This is a genomic window from Acetobacter cibinongensis, from assembly GCF_000963925.1.
In the GTDB taxonomy this organism is placed as follows: domain Bacteria; phylum Pseudomonadota; class Alphaproteobacteria; order Acetobacterales; family Acetobacteraceae; genus Acetobacter; species Acetobacter cibinongensis.
Genome location: NZ_BAMV01000009.1, coordinates 1 through 17,092, shown reverse-complemented (window position 1 = coordinate 17,092; position 17,092 = coordinate 1). Strand labels below are relative to the sequence as shown.

General features: G+C 54.4%; 27 protein-coding genes. All 27 read left to right on the top strand.

Annotated elements, in window-relative coordinates; all coding sequences use genetic code 11:
- Window positions 1-43 precede the first annotated feature (43 nt).
- Window positions 44-253 (top strand): hypothetical protein, encoded by a 210-nt coding sequence (locus tag Abci_RS05740; RefSeq protein WP_048838206.1) that lies wholly within the window; start codon window positions 44-46, stop codon window positions 251-253.
- On the top strand, window positions 250-525 hold the full coding sequence (locus tag Abci_RS05735; RefSeq protein WP_146807031.1) for a hypothetical protein: 276 nt from the start codon (window positions 250-252) through the stop codon (window positions 523-525). The genes Abci_RS05740 and Abci_RS05735 overlap by 4 nt, the downstream gene beginning before the upstream one ends.
- Entirely contained in the window at window positions 522-977 is a 456-nt protein-coding gene (locus Abci_RS05730; RefSeq protein WP_048838204.1) for a hypothetical protein, read from the top strand. The genes Abci_RS05735 and Abci_RS05730 overlap by 4 nt, the downstream gene beginning before the upstream one ends.
- On the top strand, window positions 977-2,959 hold the full coding sequence (locus Abci_RS05725; protein WP_048838203.1) for a transposase domain-containing protein: 1,983 nt from the start codon (window positions 977-979) through the stop codon (window positions 2,957-2,959). Before Abci_RS05730 ends, Abci_RS05725 begins: the two co-directional genes overlap by 1 nt.
- 41 nt (window positions 2,960-3,000) lie before the next feature.
- On the top strand, window positions 3,001-3,963 hold the full coding sequence (locus Abci_RS05720) for an AAA family ATPase (RefSeq protein ID WP_048838202.1): 963 nt from the start codon (window positions 3,001-3,003) through the stop codon (window positions 3,961-3,963).
- A 5-nt stretch (window positions 3,964-3,968) separates the two neighbouring features.
- Complete coding sequence (locus tag Abci_RS05715) at window positions 3,969-4,256, top strand: hypothetical protein (protein ID WP_048838201.1); 288 nt, start codon at window positions 3,969-3,971, stop codon at window positions 4,254-4,256.
- A complete protein-coding gene (locus Abci_RS05710) occupies window positions 4,256-4,510 on the top strand; it encodes a hypothetical protein (RefSeq protein ID WP_146807033.1) in 255 nt (84 codons plus the stop codon). Before Abci_RS05715 ends, Abci_RS05710 begins: the two co-directional genes overlap by 1 nt.
- Window positions 4,507-4,815, top strand: coding sequence for a hypothetical protein (locus Abci_RS05705; RefSeq protein WP_048838199.1), 309 nt, complete (start codon window positions 4,507-4,509; stop codon window positions 4,813-4,815). The genes Abci_RS05710 and Abci_RS05705 overlap by 4 nt, the downstream gene beginning before the upstream one ends.
- Window positions 4,812-5,114, top strand: coding sequence for a hypothetical protein (locus Abci_RS05700; RefSeq protein WP_048838198.1), 303 nt, complete (start codon window positions 4,812-4,814; stop codon window positions 5,112-5,114). Before Abci_RS05705 ends, Abci_RS05700 begins: the two co-directional genes overlap by 4 nt.
- Before the next feature lie 10 nt (window positions 5,115-5,124).
- Window positions 5,125-5,751 carry a DUF3164 family protein gene (locus Abci_RS05695; protein WP_048838197.1) on the top strand — a complete coding sequence of 209 codons (627 nt, stop codon included), beginning with the start codon at window positions 5,125-5,127 and terminating at the stop codon, window positions 5,749-5,751.
- On the top strand, window positions 5,744-6,013 hold the full coding sequence (locus tag Abci_RS05690; RefSeq protein WP_048838196.1) for a hypothetical protein: 270 nt from the start codon (window positions 5,744-5,746) through the stop codon (window positions 6,011-6,013). Before Abci_RS05695 ends, Abci_RS05690 begins: the two co-directional genes overlap by 8 nt.
- A complete protein-coding gene (locus tag Abci_RS05685) occupies window positions 6,010-6,429 on the top strand; it encodes a regulatory protein GemA (RefSeq protein ID WP_048838195.1) in 420 nt (139 codons plus the stop codon). Before Abci_RS05690 ends, Abci_RS05685 begins: the two co-directional genes overlap by 4 nt.
- On the top strand, window positions 6,429-6,707 hold the full coding sequence (locus Abci_RS05680; RefSeq protein ID WP_048838194.1) for a hypothetical protein: 279 nt from the start codon (window positions 6,429-6,431) through the stop codon (window positions 6,705-6,707). Before Abci_RS05685 ends, Abci_RS05680 begins: the two co-directional genes overlap by 1 nt.
- 236 nt (window positions 6,708-6,943) lie before the next feature.
- Window positions 6,944-7,366: a hypothetical protein gene (locus Abci_RS05675; RefSeq protein WP_048838193.1), complete on the top strand. Its 423-nt coding sequence runs from the start codon at window positions 6,944-6,946 to the stop codon at window positions 7,364-7,366.
- Between the two features lie 181 nt (window positions 7,367-7,547).
- Window positions 7,548-7,976, top strand: coding sequence for a helix-turn-helix domain-containing protein (locus tag Abci_RS05670; protein ID WP_048838192.1), 429 nt, complete (start codon window positions 7,548-7,550; stop codon window positions 7,974-7,976).
- Between the two features lie 61 nt (window positions 7,977-8,037).
- Entirely contained in the window at window positions 8,038-8,730 is a 693-nt protein-coding gene (locus tag Abci_RS05665; RefSeq protein WP_048838191.1) for a glycosyl hydrolase 108 family protein, read from the top strand.
- Window positions 8,731-8,808: 78 nt separating this feature from the next.
- Window positions 8,809-9,216: a hypothetical protein gene (locus Abci_RS05660; protein ID WP_146807035.1), complete on the top strand. Its 408-nt coding sequence runs from the start codon at window positions 8,809-8,811 to the stop codon at window positions 9,214-9,216.
- 17 nt (window positions 9,217-9,233) lie between these two features.
- Window positions 9,234-9,518: a hypothetical protein gene (locus Abci_RS05655; RefSeq protein WP_146807037.1), complete on the top strand. Its 285-nt coding sequence runs from the start codon at window positions 9,234-9,236 to the stop codon at window positions 9,516-9,518.
- Entirely contained in the window at window positions 9,499-9,813 is a 315-nt protein-coding gene (locus Abci_RS05650) for a hypothetical protein (protein WP_048838188.1), read from the top strand. Before Abci_RS05655 ends, Abci_RS05650 begins: the two co-directional genes overlap by 20 nt.
- Window position 9,814: 1 nt before the next feature.
- Window positions 9,815-10,369: a DUF3486 family protein gene (locus tag Abci_RS05645; protein WP_048838187.1), complete on the top strand. Its 555-nt coding sequence runs from the start codon at window positions 9,815-9,817 to the stop codon at window positions 10,367-10,369.
- Window positions 10,366-11,988, top strand: a complete 1,623-nt coding sequence (locus tag Abci_RS05640; RefSeq protein WP_244877590.1) for a hypothetical protein — start codon at window positions 10,366-10,368, stop codon at window positions 11,986-11,988. The genes Abci_RS05645 and Abci_RS05640 overlap by 4 nt, the downstream gene beginning before the upstream one ends.
- Window positions 11,985-12,215 (top strand): hypothetical protein, encoded by a 231-nt coding sequence (locus Abci_RS05635; RefSeq protein ID WP_048838186.1) that lies wholly within the window; start codon window positions 11,985-11,987, stop codon window positions 12,213-12,215. Before Abci_RS05640 ends, Abci_RS05635 begins: the two co-directional genes overlap by 4 nt.
- Window positions 12,215-12,457: a hypothetical protein gene (locus tag Abci_RS05630; protein ID WP_048838185.1), complete on the top strand. Its 243-nt coding sequence runs from the start codon at window positions 12,215-12,217 to the stop codon at window positions 12,455-12,457. The genes Abci_RS05635 and Abci_RS05630 overlap by 1 nt, the downstream gene beginning before the upstream one ends.
- Window positions 12,457-14,157: a DUF935 domain-containing protein gene (locus Abci_RS05625; protein WP_158319775.1), complete on the top strand. Its 1,701-nt coding sequence runs from the start codon at window positions 12,457-12,459 to the stop codon at window positions 14,155-14,157. Before Abci_RS05630 ends, Abci_RS05625 begins: the two co-directional genes overlap by 1 nt.
- Window positions 14,144-15,457: a phage head morphogenesis protein gene (locus Abci_RS05620; RefSeq protein ID WP_048838183.1), complete on the top strand. Its 1,314-nt coding sequence runs from the start codon at window positions 14,144-14,146 to the stop codon at window positions 15,455-15,457. The genes Abci_RS05625 and Abci_RS05620 overlap by 14 nt, the downstream gene beginning before the upstream one ends.
- Before the next feature lie 110 nt (window positions 15,458-15,567).
- Complete coding sequence (locus tag Abci_RS05615) at window positions 15,568-16,071, top strand: phage virion morphogenesis protein (protein ID WP_084597542.1); 504 nt, start codon at window positions 15,568-15,570, stop codon at window positions 16,069-16,071.
- Between the two features lie 185 nt (window positions 16,072-16,256).
- On the top strand, window positions 16,257-17,092 hold an 836-nt coding region (locus Abci_RS05610), incomplete at its 3' end, for a phage protease (protein ID WP_219810303.1).

The following is a 17,092-nucleotide window of genomic DNA, read 5'->3' as shown; positions in this document are numbered from 1 at the left end:
TAGTGGCGCACAGCTTGATGCATTGGCAAAAGAGACGCCGGATATGCAGCGTGAAGTTGCTGAGGCAGTTCACCAGTGGCCGACGATCAAGAATATTTCTGAGATCATCCGGCAACTGAAAAACCAGCCCAAGAAAGCCCCGCCTACCACTTATGACAAGCTGGTAGCACTATGGAACAAGGCTGATCAGGCTACTAAGTTGCGCTTCCATGACTTCCTTTCTCCAGCCCTTGAGTTGGAGGATGCAGCATGATGAGCGATCGTGTACCACCTCGCCATCTTGCGAGTATTGTTGCTGCTATTATCCGACGCGAGCGTAAACGCTGCGATATGACGCGTCTTGAGTTGGCTGAACGGCTTGAATGCACTGAGAACGCTGTATTCGTTGCGGAAAGCGGTTGCGCTTCCCCCTCTCTACCGCTGCTGTTTGACATGCTTTGGATCATGGACTGCCCACAGTCTGTCTTTCTTGAAATTACGGAAGCGGATGCGCGTTTGCGCAGCCGCAAGGAGCAGGCAGCATGAGCAGAAAACCTGATGAAAGGCAGCTATCACTGCTGGACTGGGAGCCGCCGCTTATTGTTACCGGATATGACCCTGCTCTGGTCCGTGGTAATTCGTTCGGTTTTCGGCTTTCACGCGCTATTTCCGTGACGCTGGAAGAATGCGGCCAGTCACGTCCTCAAATTGCTGAGCACATGAGCGACATTCTAGGACGGCCTATCACTATCAACATGCTGAACGCATACGCGTCTGGGCAACGCGAAGATCATCAGATCAGTGTGCCGCGCTTTGATGCGTTGATTGGCGCAACTCAGGACCGACGGCTTGTTGAGTTTCTGGCTGAAGGGCGTGGCTGGACAGTCATTGAGCGCCGCTATCTGCCGATGATTGAGCTTGCGGCAGTGGCCGAGCGTAAGAAAGAGCTTACACGTATGGAAAATGGGCTACGGCGTCAGTTGGGAGGGCGGTTCTGATGTTGAGTTCAGTTCAGTGGTTTTCCCCGTCTGAGCTGGCAGCTATGGCTTTGCCGGATATGCCGTGCACGAAGCGTGGCATTAACGCTCGCATTGATTCTGAGGGCTGGCTCAACCCTGAAAATGAAGGAAAATCGTGGCGTATCCGCAAGGGAGCCGGTGGTGGCTATGAATTCACGCCGTTTGTCCTGCCGCTTCCAGCCCGTGCTGCTCTGGCCATCAAAGCGCAGGACGTTAAGCTGGAAGAGCCAGAACTGGAGCAGCGCGAGCGGCAGGATATCTGGCAGCGTTATGATGCTCTGCCCGACACCTTGAAAGCCCGTGCGGAGAAAGCGCATCGCATCGTCATGGCGGTGGAAATGCTAGTGGATGCAGGATGCCGCAAGAAGATTGCAGTTCTGCAGATTGCCCGCATGGAAGGTGTGGGTGCTACCACCATCATGAATTGGTACCGGGACGTTCGCGGCCTGAACCGGTGTGACTGGTTGGCGGGTCTTGCGCCGCATTATGCAAAGCGGGCGGAGCAGGTGGAGTGCCCAACGGAAGCGTGGGACATTCTGAAAGCCGATTATCTACGGCTTGAAGCGCCAACCTTTACATCCTGCATGCGCAGGCTTGAGGATTTGGCAAAAAAGAAAGGCTGGAAGCTTCCATCTTCCAAAACGCTGAAGCGCAGGCTGGACACTTTACCGCCTGAATTGCTGACACTTTGCCGGAAAGGAGAGCAGGCTTTGAAAGTCATGTTCCCAGCGCAGAAGCGTGACCATGCTGTGTTCCATGCTCTGGAAGCCGTGAACGCAGACGGCCATAAGTTCGACGTGTTTGTAAAATGGGTGGAAAACGGAAAGGAGACGATTGTCAGGCCCGTTTTAGTGGGCTTTCAGGACATTTACAGCGGCAAGATTTTGTCCTGGCGCGTGGATGTTTCCGAAAACAAAGAATGTGTGCGTCTGGCCTTTGGTGACATGGTTGCAAAATACGGTGTGCCTAAAAAATGCTGGCTGGATAACGGGCGCAACTTTGCCAGCAAGTGGCTGACCGGTGGTGTGCAGAACCGCTACAGGTTCAAGGTGCGCGATGATGAGCCTATGGGTATTTTGCCGCAGTTGGGGGTCGAGGTGCATTGGGCCACACCTTACAGTGGGCGGTCTAAACCCATTGAGCGGGCGTGGCGTGATCTGGCAGGTGACCTGGCAAAACACCCGCGCTTTGCTGGGGCATATACGGGCAATACCGTGACCAGTAAGCCGGAGAATTACGGGTCATCCGCCGTGCCGCTGGATGTCTTCCTGGAAGTGGTGTCTGAGGGCATCCGTGAGCATAATGCCCGCTTGGGGCGGCGGTCTGATGTGTGTCAGGGCAAGCGGAGTTTTGATGATGTTTTCATGGAAAGCTATCAAGACGCTGCGAACCGGGGTGCCATTACGACTGCAACGGAGGAAATGCATAGGCTCTGCCTTATGGCGGCTGAAAGCGTTACGGTTGCACGCCGGGATGGTGTGATTGAGCTGGCTGATAACCGTTATTTCTCAGACTTCCTGCTTCAGCATAGGGCAACGTCTGTTGTGGTCAGGTTTGACCCGCAGGCGCTGCATGATGACCTCCATGTCTACCGGCTGGATGGCACATACCTGGGTGCGGCGGCCTGTGTTGAGAAGGCTGGGTTTGCTGACAAGCAGGCAGCGCAGAGCCATGCGCGGGCTTACAAGGCATTTAAACGGTCCGCAAAAGACCTTGAAAAGGCCGAAAAGCGTATTACTGCGCATGAATTGGCCCGCATTTATGGGGATGTGGAAACGCCGGAACCGGAACTGCCGGAAACCAAGGTTGTGCGCCCACTTCGCCCGAAAGCCCCCATCAGTCATGGCAATGCTGCTGTGGCGCACCATGACGATGAAGAAGAAGACTGGCTGAGCCAATATAACGAGCAGGTGCGACCGGCAGAACGGTCATTGCGGCTTGTGGATACTGACGAAGACTAAACTGAGCAAATAACGCTCCAATAAACAGGAAATTTTTACACATGACCGAGATCATGAATGACCATGCACGCCTGCGTGACGCTGTCCGCGACCGCAAAGAGCGTGATGTGCTCTCCCTGACGCAAATGGCAGCTGCATCCGGCGTATCTGCCCCGGCTATCAGTTCTTTCCTGAGCGGAAACTATGCGGGGGATAACGAGAAGCTGGCAGGCAAGCTGCAAGCGTGGCTGGATGCACAGGAAACCAAGGAACGCAATCGTGCGGAACGGCCCGTTGTTCCCGGATTTATCATGACAGAAACTGCCCGTCTGATCATGAACATGATTGAAACGGCGCAATATGATGTCGATCTGGCTGTGATTTCCGGCAATGCGGGAACCGGGAAGACAGAGGCTGCTGAAGAATACCAGCGCCGGACCAATAATGTGTTCATGATTACGGCTGACCCCAGCCTGTCCAGCCCGTCTGCAGTTTTGCAGGAAATTGCAGAAGAGCTTGGCTGCAATGAGAAAGGCCAGCGCCGCATGCGTTCCATTGTGCGCCGCCTGAAAGGAACGGAGGCTGTGCTGATCATTGATGAAGCACAACATCTGTCAGTCAAGGCCGTTGAAGAAATCCGGTCTATTCATGACAAAGCAAAAGTGGGTGTCGTCTTTATTGGGAATGCCCCCCTGAACGCCAAGTTTGATGGGTTTGGCCGGACGGCAGACTATGCCCAGTTGTTCAGCCGTATCGGACTGCGCCGGAAGATCAACAAGCCACGCCAGAAAGATATGTGCGCCATTCTGGCAGTATGGGAAGGCGTAGATGATGATGAGGTCAAAGCCTACGCCAAGGAGATAGGAAGACGTGAAGGCGGCCTGCGCAGCATGACGAAAGTTTTGCGCAACGCTACAAAAATTGCCCGTGTGAACAAGCGCGATCAGATTAACAAAAAAGACCTTGAGCATGCATGGGCAGAGCACATGACTGGTGAGTTCCCTAAAATCCGAGTGGCAGGGTGAGTGTTATGAGTATTCTGGAAATGCCAAACCCCTCTGACGTGCTTGCAGAAGTTGTCGAAAATACCTGCTTTGACAAACCGGAGCGCTTTGACCCGCTTTTGCGTGACATACACTCCCTCCTTCAGTCACTCGCTTCTGACGTGACAGCAGGAAACCTGACAAAATCTGTGCGCGCGGGAGTGTATTTTCTTAGCACGCCACATAACAGGCGCGATGTGATTGCGGACTTCTTTGACAGTTACCCTATCGATGCAACAGCCGCGGCAATTCTCAAAGCGATGGAGTGCAGCTGATGGCGCAGCCAATGCAACAGATCGACCTTGTGGCGCAACAGTTGCGTCAGGGCGCAAGTGCTTATGCAGAGCAGCGGGTGTTTACGCTACTGCTCAATCAGGACCGGCAGGAAGCGGCTGTGTGGCTGGCCCGGATGGCAGACAAGCTGGATGCCGCTGCACGTGAGCTGACAGCAGCTGGTGAAATGCTGGCACATGCCAAAGTTCAGCTTCCTGTCATTATTGATGCCGAGTTTGTAGAGGTGCGGGCATGAGTGCTCGCATCGCAAAAGATGCACTGATGACTGCGTGGGTTCATGGATCTGGCCGGATTGAATTTCGCCCTGGCGTTGGGTTCCCAGATGGCATGTTGCCGTTGTGTTGCGGCACACGCGATGCGATCCGGACTGCTCTCAAAGCACGTGCGTGGAATGGCCAGTATTATGCCGTGCCTGGGATAACGGACCAGCTGAGTGACCAGCAGGCATATGAGTGCATGGAAAAACTGCGTGTCAGTCTGACGGGGACCTCGCCAGAGCTGATTTCCTATTATTCAGCGATGAACAGGAGAGACGTATGATAGGCTTCACTATGACTGTTGATATTTCGGCTCTTCTCGACGGGCTTAGGAGGGGTCTGCTCCAATTTCTGACTAAAGAGCAGCCAGCAGCTAAAGATGCAGTGAGACAGCTGAAACATAAAGCAGACCGCCTGAATTTACGCATTGCGAACTCAGGGAAGCGGCCTGATTGGCAGGCACTTGCCGATCAGGCCGAGGACTTGAGCATTTTGGCTCTCTATCTCGCGTTGGTGTTGCGAGGGGGGCAGAACGCGCAACACCAAGCAATGCATGCCGCACGTTCATCTACAAAACACTGAGGAATTGACTATGGAAATTAACCGTGAAGGCGTGGTGGAGACTGTTCTGGGCGACAAGCAGCCCAGGAAAGTGTTTGGAAACGCAGCACTGCTTCAGCATGACACGGCCCGCCGCATGATTGAAGAAGCGGAGGCCTATAGCGCCCTGACAGTCGAATTCAAGCAACGAATGTTTGATATTCTGGAAGAATATGAAGATGCCATGCGGGAACTCTATGGGGCTCAAAAAGGCGGCAAAAGCGGAAGGGCACAGATTGAAGACATACCATGCAAAATGAAGGTAAAGGTGGAAGTTTACCGAACGCAGAAATCTGACGGTAGCATTATTGCGGCACAAAGTCTGGTGCGTGAAATTCTCGACGACATGAAGGAGGACATGCCGCCTTGGGCTGACAGCCTGTTGCGCAGCATTTTGCAAATGGATGATGGCGTTGGGTCATTCAGCACGGCCAGCTTGAAATTGGCAAAAAAGGCGCAGATCCCGCATCCCAAGTGGTCACTGGCGGTGCGGGCCATTGAGTCCAGCATTCGCACTGTGCGGTCACGCCGCAACATTCTGTTCTATCGTGCAGACGAGCCACATGATTACACGCGGGTTGCCATGAATTTTTCAGAAATTGGGGGGCACAATGACTGATATTGCTGTGTTTTCAGAATGTGAGCTGCGGGAACAGCTGCTGCATGCCCGTGCGGATGCTGAGGCCGCACAGGCGCGTGTTGCTATTTTGGAAAAAGACAAAGCCCGCTGGGAATGGGTGAAGCGCAAAATGGCGTTTGCGATTATGGATGCCATTATAGAGCACGTTGAAGAACAAGGAGGTTGTGTTCCCGGCGGCATAACAAGCACCTCCATTGATACTTACATTGACAGTTTTATTGCTTCTGAGGTGGCGGAATGAGCACTCTTACGAAAGAAGCGGTTGCAGGCCGTTCTTTACTGGTGCGCAAGCTACATGTGGCCCGCAAAGAGTTAAAGCTGGAGGACGCGGACTACCGCGCCCTTCTCCAGCGTGTCGTGAAAAAGAACTCGTCGTCTGATTGCAGTATTGGGCAGTTACATGACGTGCTTGCTGAAATGAAACGGCTGGGCTTTCGTGCGAAAAAGCCTGCTGGCAAGCCTCATGTGCGCAAAGTATATGCGCTGTGGGGCGACATGGCCCCAATGCTGCGCACTGGCGGCACGCGTGAAGCGCTGCGGGCGTATGTGCAGCGTATGACGGGGGTCAGCGCACCAGAGTTTCTGGATGAACCGAGTGCGCGGAAGGTGATTGAGGGGCTGAAGGCGTGGCAGAAGAGGTTGGAAGGTGCAGCATAATGAGTAATGGAAATGTTGATTTTGATGATGTCTCGGCAGTTTTGCTTGATATCACAGACCGGACCAGAAAATGGGGAGAGCGATCAGGAGGGGTCGATATTCAGGAAGCGTTGGGTCGTATGAACCAAATGGCAGAAAGCGGGATAAACCTTGCAAACCAGTTTGAACTGGAACGTGCGGCGGGTGAATTGGCAGAAGCAGCAGCGATGGCCGCATGCGTGGCTATAGGGTTTAAAAATATTCTGAGAAACATCCCGCCTTCAAAAGAGATGCACTGATAGATGAACTTTTGTAGCGTTGTGATTTTATCAGTGTTTTACCCATACTTACTGGTGATGATGTGGTGGGCCAGCAGATCGCCGCCTGATGATGAACAAGACGATATGTTTTTTTAACGAGGGGAGCTGAAAGGCTCCCTTTTTCTTTTTACTCTTCCCACAGCAGGTCGCGACTGCTTAAGGTGTTTCTGGATCTTAGAGACCGTCTATTTTATTTAAGAACAAAGGTGCGTCTAATGCGTAAAATATTTTATGGACTTGCAGCAGTTATCGGGATTTTAGTGGCTTGGATATACATTACTGTTTCAGAGGATAATCAACGAGAATTGGCGGAACATCCCTGCATCAATGACTTCGATAAGTGCCGTAATCTCGATGAGGTTATTCGTTATTCTCCGCTGGCCGAGGAAGGGCGTCTCCAGTGCCTCGTCGCCGCAGATGGTCTGCGGTTCGGGCCAGCGGAATATCCGAGCTTCATGGAGGGCAAGCGGTTCGGGGAATACATAAGCTATAGCGACAAGGTATGGCATATGGGGATCATCGTCCTCGCCCAGCGTGAGGCGATGATCCCCAACGGCTATGGCGGAAAAGAGAGGCGGACGATGCTCTGCCAGTACGACATGTTTGCCCGCAAGGTTACGGCGCTTCAGGTGAAATAAGGTGGGGCGATGATGCCGTTGCATAATTAATTCTGTTTTTTGTTTGCGAGAAAAAGCCATCCTGCGGGGTGGCTTTTTTTATGCGCGATCAAACGGACAATCTTGTCCACTTGAATTTTCTGTATGTTTTCTGATTGGGCGTGGTACATGAAGCATTCAGCAGAAAATATGAGGAAAGCGCATGGTTGGCGTGCTGGATCAATTTGGAAATCGTCACACGATGCCAGACGTGAAAGTGCCAGATCAGATAAAATTTCTGGTCAACGCTGTGGGTGTCGAAAGCACTTTATCGTTTATTGATAGCGTTGGCGGTCGGCGCATCTGGGTTCCCACCACCTCTAAAAATTCCAGATGTGCTCAGGTTTACGGTGATGACATCGCGGCGGCGTTGAGCGATGAGTATGGCGGAAGCCATTACGACGTGCCTCTTGCGCGTGAATGGAGAGCCTTGTTGTTTTATTCGCAGGGTATGACTATGAGCGATATTGCATCGCGCCTGGGTTGTTCCCGATCTGCAGTTGTTCGGATTATCGGCGGAAGAACGCGCAAGATCATCACGCACCGGAAGCTTGTGCAGCAGGACAAACGACAAATGTTTTTCTTCTGCTGATCATTTACGGGGTGCGATCGCATCCCTGACAAAATCAAGACCATGACAATACTCTGCACCTATGCAGAGTAATTTCGAAAAATCAGCACAATTCACAGCATCCCGCGAAGGGCTCTATCAGTGCAACCGGGCTGATCCAGGCAACTGGACCGGTGGACAGGTTGGGCATGGGGCTCTGGTTGGGACAATGCGCGGCATTAGTGCGCCAGTTATGGTGCGCTGGTTGCATGACCCGGACATGGTGACTGTGCGTGTGATGCAGTCGATCACTCAGGAAACCTTCTCGGCCATTGCTCGCACGCTGTATTGGCGTGCGATTAATGGGGATGAGTTGCCTGCAGGTGTTGACCTGATGCTGTTTGATTTTGCTTTTAATTCGGGCGTGGCGCGTGCAGCAAAACAGTTACAGCGTGTGCTGGAAATGGATGCCAAGCAGATTGACGGTGACATTGACGAGGCAACGCTGGAAGCCGTCTTCAACATGTCCCAGGGGAAAGTGCTGGAAACTCTCTCTGATAAATACCGGCGCAAGGTTCAGGCTGACCTTGGTGTGACTGTGGACGGTGATATTGGGCCGGAAACCATAAACGCTCTTTTTGAACAAAAATGCCGGTGGCGTGTGCTAATTTACGCGCTCGCAACGCAACAGGAAGCCGCTTACCGCTCATTCCGTGCCTTCCCACAGTTTGGACGTGGCTGGCTTGGGCGGCTGGATGCTCGCGTGCAGGCTGCGTTGCAGCTCGCCTACCCGTAACGGTTACAGCCGTGGGCGGGCGCGCAGCGGCTTTCATGACAAACACGCGCACGACGCGGCGCGCTTATGGAGGCCGATATGGCATCTTCCAAGCTTAAAACCACACTTCTGGCGTTGGCAACGCCAGCTCTGGCCCTGCTTACGCCTATTGTTTCCGGCATGCTGTCGGGCAAAGGGGCGCGTTATCAGAAGGTAGCGCAGAACGCCATCCGCTCCGCTGTGACGACATCGGACAACGGCCTGGATGACCTGATTAAGGTCTTCAAGACCTTTGAGGCTGGCAATCCGCTGGTGCAGACGGCCATTTCTGAATTCCGCACGCTGGCCACAGCTGCAGGCATTACCGTGCCAGAACTGGATGCGGTGGTCAGTCACCTGAAATGCGCCATTTATGATCTCGCTACAGCATTGGTGCCCGCCGATGTCCTGAAGGCAGATGCAACACCTGTTGCCGCAGCAACCACGACACAGACAGCCGCAGGCTGACGGTGGATGCAGCCCATGTGGCTGCAAGCGTAGTTGTTCCGTGGCCGGTGATGGCCGTGTTCCTGTTTATGGGATTGGTCATCACCTGCTGGGTTGTGCTTGCGCTTGTAAGGCACGCAGCAATTGAGCGGCGGCTCAAGCTTCTTGAAGACAGGCAGTCTGAAAACGAACTGCGTGACAAGCATCTTGAACAAATGCTGCAAAAAATCTCGCACGATCAGGAGCGCTCTAACGAGATGCTGAACCTGATCGTCAAAGGCTATGTAGAGTCAGGACAGAAAAATGAACGCGCAGGTGCGTAAAAATCTGCTGGAAGACCGGCGCTGGTATGTTCTGGACGCTATCGCCCAGATGGCTGACCGCACATTGAACGAAGACCTTGTGCTTTTGGCAATTCGTGGCATGGGCCGTCCTGCCAGCGTTGACGCTATTCGTAGTGACCTTGAACACCTTGAACGTGAAGGCTGCGTTACACTGGACCGGATGACGCTTGCGCCAGGGCGGCAAATTTGGGTGGCAACATTGACGGCGGAAGGGTTGCAGGTTCGGGATACAACCCGTGAAGTGCCCGGAGTTGCGGCGCGGAAGCCTCTTTAAAATGGCGCACCGCCCCTCAACCGTTGATAAGCTGCCGCAAGCCATACGTGACGAAATCCAGAAATTACGCGGCGCTGGTTACAGCATTGACGAAGTTCTGGCGGCATTGCGTGAACTGCACAGTGCAGACATCAGCCGGTCGGCATTGGGGCGGCACTTTAAGCGCATGGAAGATGTCGGGCGTGAAATGCGCCAGTCAAAAGACATGGCGGAAATGCTGGTTCGGCAGCTGGGGGATGAACCCGAAAGCCGTATTGTGCAGGCCAATATTCAGCTCATGCACAGCACGTTGATGCGCCTATTTGTGGGAGACAGCGATGCGATCAAAGAGATCAAGGAAAACCCCCAAGCGCTGATGATGCTGTCTAAAGCGCTGGACCACCTGACCCGCTCCAGCAAGACGGATGCTGACTTCATTGCCAAGGTGGAAGCCCGTGTGGAGGCACGTATCCGTGCGGAAAATGAGGAACGCCTCAAAGAGGTCGTGAAGGAAAAAGGGCTGACGGCTGAGACGGCCAAGATGATCCGTGCCCGTATTCTCGGGCAGAAGCAGTGATTCCAGAACGCACTCCGCAAGTTCCGGAAATATGGGACAAGGCTGACGGTGACGGGCATTATGCACTGCTGAAATACCAGCAGACGGCAAACGATGCCATCTTGGTATATGAGGTTACGGTCTGGGAAAAAAGCCGCCGCATTGGCGCGAGTTGGGGTGTCAGCTGGCTTTCCGCCATGACCGGGGCATTGCTTGAGGCAGAAGGCGGCATGGACGTCTTCTATATGGGCTTTGAAAAAGACATGACCCGGCAGTTCATTTCGGACACCGGAGATCATGCCCGTCTGTTGCAGCTTGCTGCTTCCGACATGACGGAGGAGATTTTCAATGACCCAGAAAACCCCGATAAAGACCTGAAGGTTTATCGTATCGACTTTGCAAGCCGGAACGAGGTGCTTGGCCTGCCATCTGTGCCGCGTGCGTTCCGGTCAAAGCAGGGTCTGGTGATTATTGATGAGGCTGCGTTTATTGATGATCTTAAAGCCGTCTTAAAAGCGGCTTTTGCGCTTCTTATCTGGGGTGGTCGCATTGTCATTATCTCCAGTCACAATGGAGAAGATAACCCTTTCAACGAACTGGTGCAGGAAATACGGGCCGGGAAATATCCAGACCGTAAGCTTCTGCGCACCACGTTTGATGATGCTCTGGCAGATGGCCTGTACAAGAGAATTTGCGAAAAACAGGGTAAGCCCTGGTCAGCCGAAGCAGAGGCCGCGTGGCGCGACAAGATTTACCGTGAATATGGCGATGATGCAGACGAAGAGTTGCGCTGCATTCCCAGTCAGGGCTCGGGCAAATATCTACCACTGACGATCATTGAGAAGTGCCAGATTGCTGACTCTGTTGTTATCCGCTGGAAGTGCGATGACCGCTTTGCCCTGCTGGATGAGCATATCCGGCAAGAACAGACGCTAGAGTTTTGCCGGGAAGAGCTGCTGCCGTTATTGAAGGCGCTGCCTGAAGACTGCCCCCATTTTGCGGGCGAAGACTTTGGGCGCTCAGGCGATTTAACTGTGATCTGGATACTGACGTTACTTGCAAGCCTTGTGCGCAGCACGCCGTTTACGGTTGAACTGCGCAACGTGCCGTTTGAAAGCCAGCGCATTATCCTGTGGTTTATCTTTGATAATCTGCCAATGTTCCGTGCAGCCAAGCTTGATGCTCGCGGCAATGGCCAGCATTTGGCTGAACTGACACAGCAGCGATACGGCACGCGGGTTGAGGCTGTGATGCTGAGCGAGGCTTGGTACCGCGACAATATGCCGCCGTTTAAGGCCGCATTTGAAGATATGACGCTGCTGATCCCTAAAGACCGTGACACTCAGGATGACTTGCGAGCACTGAAAATGGTGCGCGGTGTGGCCAAAGTTCCGGAACAGCGGACGAGCGAGAGTGGCAGCAAAGGAAAGCGCCATGGTGATGCGGCTATTGCAGCCGCCCTGGCGTATGCCGCCAGCCGTGAAAAGCCAATGGAATATGAGTGCGAAATTGTACCGTCACAGCATCAGCTGGACGCACAGCGCCGCCCTGATGGGAGTTGGTCTATCGAACGTGAAATTGAAGCAGACCGGCTGGGCATACGCTCTGATGACGGCTTGCGTGGGAGTGTGATGGTATGAGCAACCCGATTATCTATGTGCTGAGCGGGCTGTTTCTGGTTCTGTCGGCTGGTGTGGCATGGATTGCGCATCTGTCGTCAAAAGCAGAGGCTGAGAGTGATGCAAAAAAAGCTAAGGTACAGGCGCAGGCTACGCAGAAAGCCCAGCTTGATCTGACGCAAGCTCAGGTCTCAGCAGCACCTACTGATGATGCGCTTCAGCAGAAGCTGCAAAGCGGAGGCTTCTGATGCGGCGTAGTGCGGTCTTCACCATCGGTGTCTTAGCTTTTGGGTTCAATGCACTGGCATTGGGTGGGTGCGCTGACAAACCAGAGCAGCGCGTCTGCCCGCTTGTAGTGCCATGGTCAGCAGCCGACCAGTTGGCGTTAGCCGCTGATTTGAAGGCTTCTAAAAGCCCGTTAATTCATCGTGCCGTGCAGGAAGATGCCGGTTACCGGGAATGGGCGCGTCTGTGCCAGGAAACACGCTGATGGCAAAGTTGCTTGATCAATACGGCAACCCGATTGAGAGCACGGCTTTAACTGACGTTATTGCCGGGGCCGATATGTATGGGCAGCGGCCAGCCGTTATTGCTACGCCGCCCATCGGCTTAAATCCGGATGTATTGGGGTCTGCGCTGAGAGCAGCTGATGCGGGTGACAGCCTTGCCTGGCAGACGATTGCCGAGATTATTGAAGAGAAAGACCCGCACTATCAGGGGGTTTTGGGTACACGCAAGCGCTCGGTTGGTCAGTTGCCCATCACGGTTGATGCAGCAAGTCCGGACCCGGAGCATGAGAAACATGCAGAGTTTATCCGGGACTGGTTGCGACTTGGTCTGGTTGAGCAGTCCTCGTTTGATATTCTGGATGCTGTTGGCAAAGGGTTTTCGGTTCACGAATTAACCTGGGATTTAAGTCCCGGCTGTAACCGCATTGTGGAAATGGACTATCGGCCACAGCGTTGGTTTGAAGCCAGCTATCAGGACGGTGAGACGATCCTGATCAGGGATGACAATGCAGATCCAGCAGCCCCGTGTGTTCCCGGTGCGCCAAGTCAGCCCGGTTTTAGGGAAATGCCGCCCTACAAATTCCTGGTGCACAAACATAAGAGCTGGTCTGGCCTGACTTTGCGGGCAGGCATGACGCGGACTGTCGCGTTTTTTGTGATGTTCAAGCACTTCACAAGCCGGGACTGGGGAGTGTTCGTGCAAAGCTACGGCCTGCCGCTGCGTATTGGTAAGTTTGGCGTGGGGGCTTCCGAAGAACAGAAGCGCGTTCTGGCACGGGCCGTGTTCAATCTGATGGGTGCGGCTGGCGCTATTATTCCCGACAGTATGCAGGTGGATTTTATTGAGCCCAAGCATGGGGCGGGTTCTAACGATATCCACCAGCGGCGTTGCGACTGGATAGACGCCCAGATCAGCAAAGTTGTGCTTGGCCAGACTGGCACGACGGATAGCAAACAGGGTGCGCATGCATCGGGTGCAATTCATCGCCTGGTGCAAGAAGATATTGAGCGATTTGACGCAAGCCTTCTGTCAATCACGCTACAGAAGCAGGCTGTTGTCCCGCAGATTGATCTGACGTTTGGCGCACAAAGCATGGGGCAATACCCGCACCTTCGCGTGGGTAGGCCGGATGAGCCGTCTATTACGGAAGTGACCAATGCGTTGCAGTGGCTGGGGCCGCAAGGTCTGACCGTGCGCGCGACAGAAGCGCGGCAACGTCTTGGGTTTTCAGAGCCAGAAGACGGTGACGACGTCATCGGTGGCCGTGCCCCGCTGGCACCCCCGACAGCGGCCCATATGCTGCCCGCGAAAACACGACCTGACCAGATTGCCCCACCGCACAACACTGCGCCCAACGCCAAGGCAGGCGAAGAACAGACAACCCTGCATTCCCGCATTGTAAACCTTGTTGAGCGGAATGGTGGGACTGAGACCCCGGCACTGATTGACGCAATGAGCAGTCAACTGGCAACGCGTGCGGCTAAAGCGTGGTCTGAAATGTCGCTCCCTGTGCAGAATGCCATTAAAGGGGCCGCTGATTTTGATGAGGCCCAGGACCGCATAGCGGAACTGGACCTGCCCATTGATGCGTTTGCCCAGGCGTTGGAGCAGTCAGTCCAGCTTGCCTATTTGATGGGTGATGCCTTGGCACTGGATCAGATGCGCCATGACGACGCCTGACCCAGCTAATTTTGAGAGCCTTTTAAGTCTCGCAAAAGTTAAACCGTCTGCGGCCATATCATTCCTGCGGCAGCGGTCTGCCATCACAACTGATCGGTACGGAGAGCTGGAGGCCGAGGCACACGCAAAGGCGTTTACATCAGCGGGCATGACGGAAACCCGCATGCTGAACCAGGTGCATGAGGCGTTGTTGCGGGCGCAGGGCGAAGGCACTGGCTTTGATGTTTTCCAGAAACGGTTTCTGAAAATTGCGCAAGAGCATGCGTGGCAGCCTCGTAACCCGTTCGGGGTCAAGGATGCTGTCAGCAAGCGGGCCTTTCTGATTTACCAGACGAACATTTCCACAGCGTTTTCCGCCGGGAAATGGGCGCGGCTGAACACGCCTGAAGCGATTGAGATGTATCCGTGGTTCCGCTACCGGCATCATGCCTGTGCTCACCCACGTCTGCTGCATGAATCGTGGGACGGCATTATCCTGCCGCGTGATGATCCGTTCTGGGATACGCATTGGGCACCCAATGGTTGGCACTGCCACTGCACGGTTGAGGCTGTGTCGCGCAGGGATATGCGCAAGAACAACTGGACCGTGTCTGAAAGCCCCAAGGTTGAATGGGTAGAGGTGCGCAACCCTGCAACGGGGAAGATGGTAAAAACACCCAAGGGTATTGACCTGGGCTTTGCTTACAACCCCGGAAAAGTCTGGCAGGCGGAAGAACAGAGACGTGCCGAGAAAGCGGTTAAACCGTTGGTCAGCGTTGGCGGCATTCCCAAAGCAACTGTGCCAGCGCCAGTGCTGCAAGAGGCACAGAAACAACAGATCGAGGAGTTGTTGGAAGTAAAGTCGGGCACGGCTGAAGCTGGGCGGCTGGCAGAGCCAGCGCAGGAGCTGCTTCAGGAATTTGATAAAGAGACCCACGAAATTGCAGTGCAGCGTGGGCTTGCGGAGCAACGTGCTCCTGAGTGGGATGGCAGTGTACACCTTACGGCGGAAACGCTGAATAAAGAGCGGTTGCATCATTCTGAGCTGGGCAAGGATGAGTTTTTGGCACTCCCTCAAATTCTGGCAGAACCCAAGGCGCTGGTTTCCGTCAATGAGACGGCAGCTGGCGTTGGTGTGGGTGTGATCGGGCTGGTGGGCAAGCAGTATTACTATGCCGTTGTGCGCCTTCAGGAAGGGGCAGAAGCCGCCAAGCTGATGACCTATCATGTGCTGAATGAGAAAGACCGGCTGCGTCTGTTGCGACGCGGGGCGCTGTGGGAAAAGCCGGTGGAAGAGGCTGGGAGCGAGCCGCACGGATAGGGCCTTCTGGGAACCCTACGTAGCACGCCTTGGGAGGTCGTTACGGCGAGAAGAATATTACCGTGTCACCATGCGGCTCGCGGTACGAACCTAACGCGGAGACGAGAGAAATGGCAAGCATTGAACTGAAGGGAAGCTTCAGGCCGATGAGCGAAATGCTGGAAAGGATAGCTGATATTGGCCAGCATCCCGCCCGCGTTCTCTCTGCCGTAGGTGAACAGATGATCAAGTCCACCCAGGAGCGCTTCCACAAGCAGGCTGGACCAGATGGAAGCCCTTGGGCACCCTTACGCCCTGATTACGCTGCCAGCAAGACGGATCAGCGCATTCTGTTTCGCACGGGAGAGCTATTTGGAGGCATATCGGCGTTCGTTGACGGTCGGCGCTTGGTATGGGGCTCGCACCTTCCATATGCTGCCACCCACCAGTTTGGGGCCACCATTGTGCCGCAAGGAGGGAAAAAGTCTTTGGCCTTCAAAATTGGTGGCCGTGAGGTTTTTGCCAAAAAGGTCGTTATTCCAGCCCGCCCGTATCTTGGCTTCACTGCAGAAGACCGTCAGACGGTGCTGGAGGAGTTGGAAGAGTTTTTAGACCGTGCAATAGCCTCCAGATGAGTAAGCACAGTGTGTCTATGCTTTTAAAAGGCTTCTAAAAGGCTCTAAAAGGGGTCTGTGGCGTTTTTAAAGGCTTCCGGGTGGAAGTGTGCGGCAAAGATGCCTCCCCTGCGCCCTGTGAGGAATTTTCCGGGGGGCAATCGCGCCTCTGCCAGTCTGTGTTCTCAACCGCGATACTGGCGGGGATGAACACCACTTTTCCTCTTCTTATCCCACAGGGTGCTGCTGGCTCTGACGGCGTGCCGGACTGGGTGCATTTGTGCCCAGCCGGATCGTTCACCGGAGAGAAGGGTGCCAGCCTGGTGCTGGCGAACCCTGACGCCGTGATCAGCGCATCGCTCGCAGGCGGCAAAATCCTTCTTGATGAAAACCATGCCACGGATCTGGCCGCTCCAAATGGGGGTGCCTCTCCGGCCCGAGCATGGGTTACCCGGATGGAAAGTCGGGCGGACGGTATCTGGGGCTATGTGGACTGGTCTGCTGAAGGTAAGGCCCTGATGCAGGGCAAAGCCTACCGTTGGATATCGCCAGTGCTGAAGAGCCAAAGTGGCGTGGTGACGCAAATTTTGCGTGCGGCTCTCACAAATACACCGGATCTGCCGGTTGTGTCGCTGCACTCCCGTAAAACTCCGGAGAAAACTGAAATGGATATCGCCAAGCTTCGTGCGGCGTTGGGTCTGCCCGACACAGCCACGGAAAGTGACGTGATGGCGGCGATTGCGGCCAAAGGCAGCAGCACTGTCACTCTTCATAGTGCGGTTGCTACTGCGCTGGGCGTTGACAAGGCCGCTGACGAAAAAACGGTTCTGGCGGCCATTCAGGCCAAAGCGACCGCTGGTCAGGAACAGGGGAAAGTTGCCCAACTGGAAGCGCAGCTTGCTGAAATGAAGCAGCAGGCTTCCCGCGATAAAGCGCAAGGGTTGCTGGATAAGGCCGCAGCTGAAGGGGCGGTAATCAATGAAAAGCAGAAAGCTGATTTGATCACACTGGGCGGATTCAACCGGTCGTCGCAACACCTTAA

Excerpts from the sequence above, each read along its gene's own strand:
- Abci_RS05740 (WP_048838206.1), top strand. The coding sequence starts at position 44 with ATGCAGCGTGAAGTTGCTGAGGCAGTTCACCAGTGGCCGACGATCAAG.
- Abci_RS05735 (WP_146807031.1), top strand. The coding sequence starts at position 250 with ATGATGAGCGATCGTGTACCACCTCGCCATCTTGCGAGTATTGTTGCT.
- Abci_RS05730 (WP_048838204.1), top strand. The coding sequence starts at position 522 with ATGAGCAGAAAACCTGATGAAAGGCAGCTATCACTGCTGGACTGGGAG.
- Abci_RS05725 (WP_048838203.1), top strand. The coding sequence starts at position 977 with ATGTTGAGTTCAGTTCAGTGGTTTTCCCCGTCTGAGCTGGCAGCTATG.
- Abci_RS05720 (WP_048838202.1), top strand. The coding sequence starts at position 3,001 with ATGACCGAGATCATGAATGACCATGCACGCCTGCGTGACGCTGTCCGC.
- Abci_RS05715 (WP_048838201.1), top strand. The coding sequence starts at position 3,969 with ATGAGTATTCTGGAAATGCCAAACCCCTCTGACGTGCTTGCAGAAGTT.
- Abci_RS05710 (WP_146807033.1), top strand. The coding sequence starts at position 4,256 with ATGGCGCAGCCAATGCAACAGATCGACCTTGTGGCGCAACAGTTGCGT.
- Abci_RS05705 (WP_048838199.1), top strand. The coding sequence starts at position 4,507 with ATGAGTGCTCGCATCGCAAAAGATGCACTGATGACTGCGTGGGTTCAT.
- Abci_RS05700 (WP_048838198.1), top strand. The coding sequence starts at position 4,812 with ATGATAGGCTTCACTATGACTGTTGATATTTCGGCTCTTCTCGACGGG.
- Abci_RS05695 (WP_048838197.1), top strand. The coding sequence starts at position 5,125 with ATGGAAATTAACCGTGAAGGCGTGGTGGAGACTGTTCTGGGCGACAAG.
- Abci_RS05690 (WP_048838196.1), top strand. The coding sequence starts at position 5,744 with ATGACTGATATTGCTGTGTTTTCAGAATGTGAGCTGCGGGAACAGCTG.
- Abci_RS05685 (WP_048838195.1), top strand. The coding sequence starts at position 6,010 with ATGAGCACTCTTACGAAAGAAGCGGTTGCAGGCCGTTCTTTACTGGTG.
- Abci_RS05680 (WP_048838194.1), top strand. The coding sequence starts at position 6,429 with ATGAGTAATGGAAATGTTGATTTTGATGATGTCTCGGCAGTTTTGCTT.
- Abci_RS05675 (WP_048838193.1), top strand. The coding sequence starts at position 6,944 with ATGCGTAAAATATTTTATGGACTTGCAGCAGTTATCGGGATTTTAGTG.
- Abci_RS05670 (WP_048838192.1), top strand. The coding sequence starts at position 7,548 with ATGGTTGGCGTGCTGGATCAATTTGGAAATCGTCACACGATGCCAGAC.
- Abci_RS05665 (WP_048838191.1), top strand. The coding sequence starts at position 8,038 with ATGCAGAGTAATTTCGAAAAATCAGCACAATTCACAGCATCCCGCGAA.
- Abci_RS05660 (WP_146807035.1), top strand. The coding sequence starts at position 8,809 with ATGGCATCTTCCAAGCTTAAAACCACACTTCTGGCGTTGGCAACGCCA.
- Abci_RS05650 (WP_048838188.1), top strand. The coding sequence starts at position 9,499 with ATGAACGCGCAGGTGCGTAAAAATCTGCTGGAAGACCGGCGCTGGTAT.
- Abci_RS05645 (WP_048838187.1), top strand. The coding sequence starts at position 9,815 with ATGGCGCACCGCCCCTCAACCGTTGATAAGCTGCCGCAAGCCATACGT.
- Abci_RS05635 (WP_048838186.1), top strand. The coding sequence starts at position 11,985 with ATGAGCAACCCGATTATCTATGTGCTGAGCGGGCTGTTTCTGGTTCTG.
- Abci_RS05630 (WP_048838185.1), top strand. The coding sequence starts at position 12,215 with ATGCGGCGTAGTGCGGTCTTCACCATCGGTGTCTTAGCTTTTGGGTTC.
- Abci_RS05625 (WP_158319775.1), top strand. The coding sequence starts at position 12,457 with ATGGCAAAGTTGCTTGATCAATACGGCAACCCGATTGAGAGCACGGCT.
- Abci_RS05620 (WP_048838183.1), top strand. The coding sequence starts at position 14,144 with ATGACGACGCCTGACCCAGCTAATTTTGAGAGCCTTTTAAGTCTCGCA.
- Abci_RS05615 (WP_084597542.1), top strand. The coding sequence starts at position 15,568 with ATGGCAAGCATTGAACTGAAGGGAAGCTTCAGGCCGATGAGCGAAATG.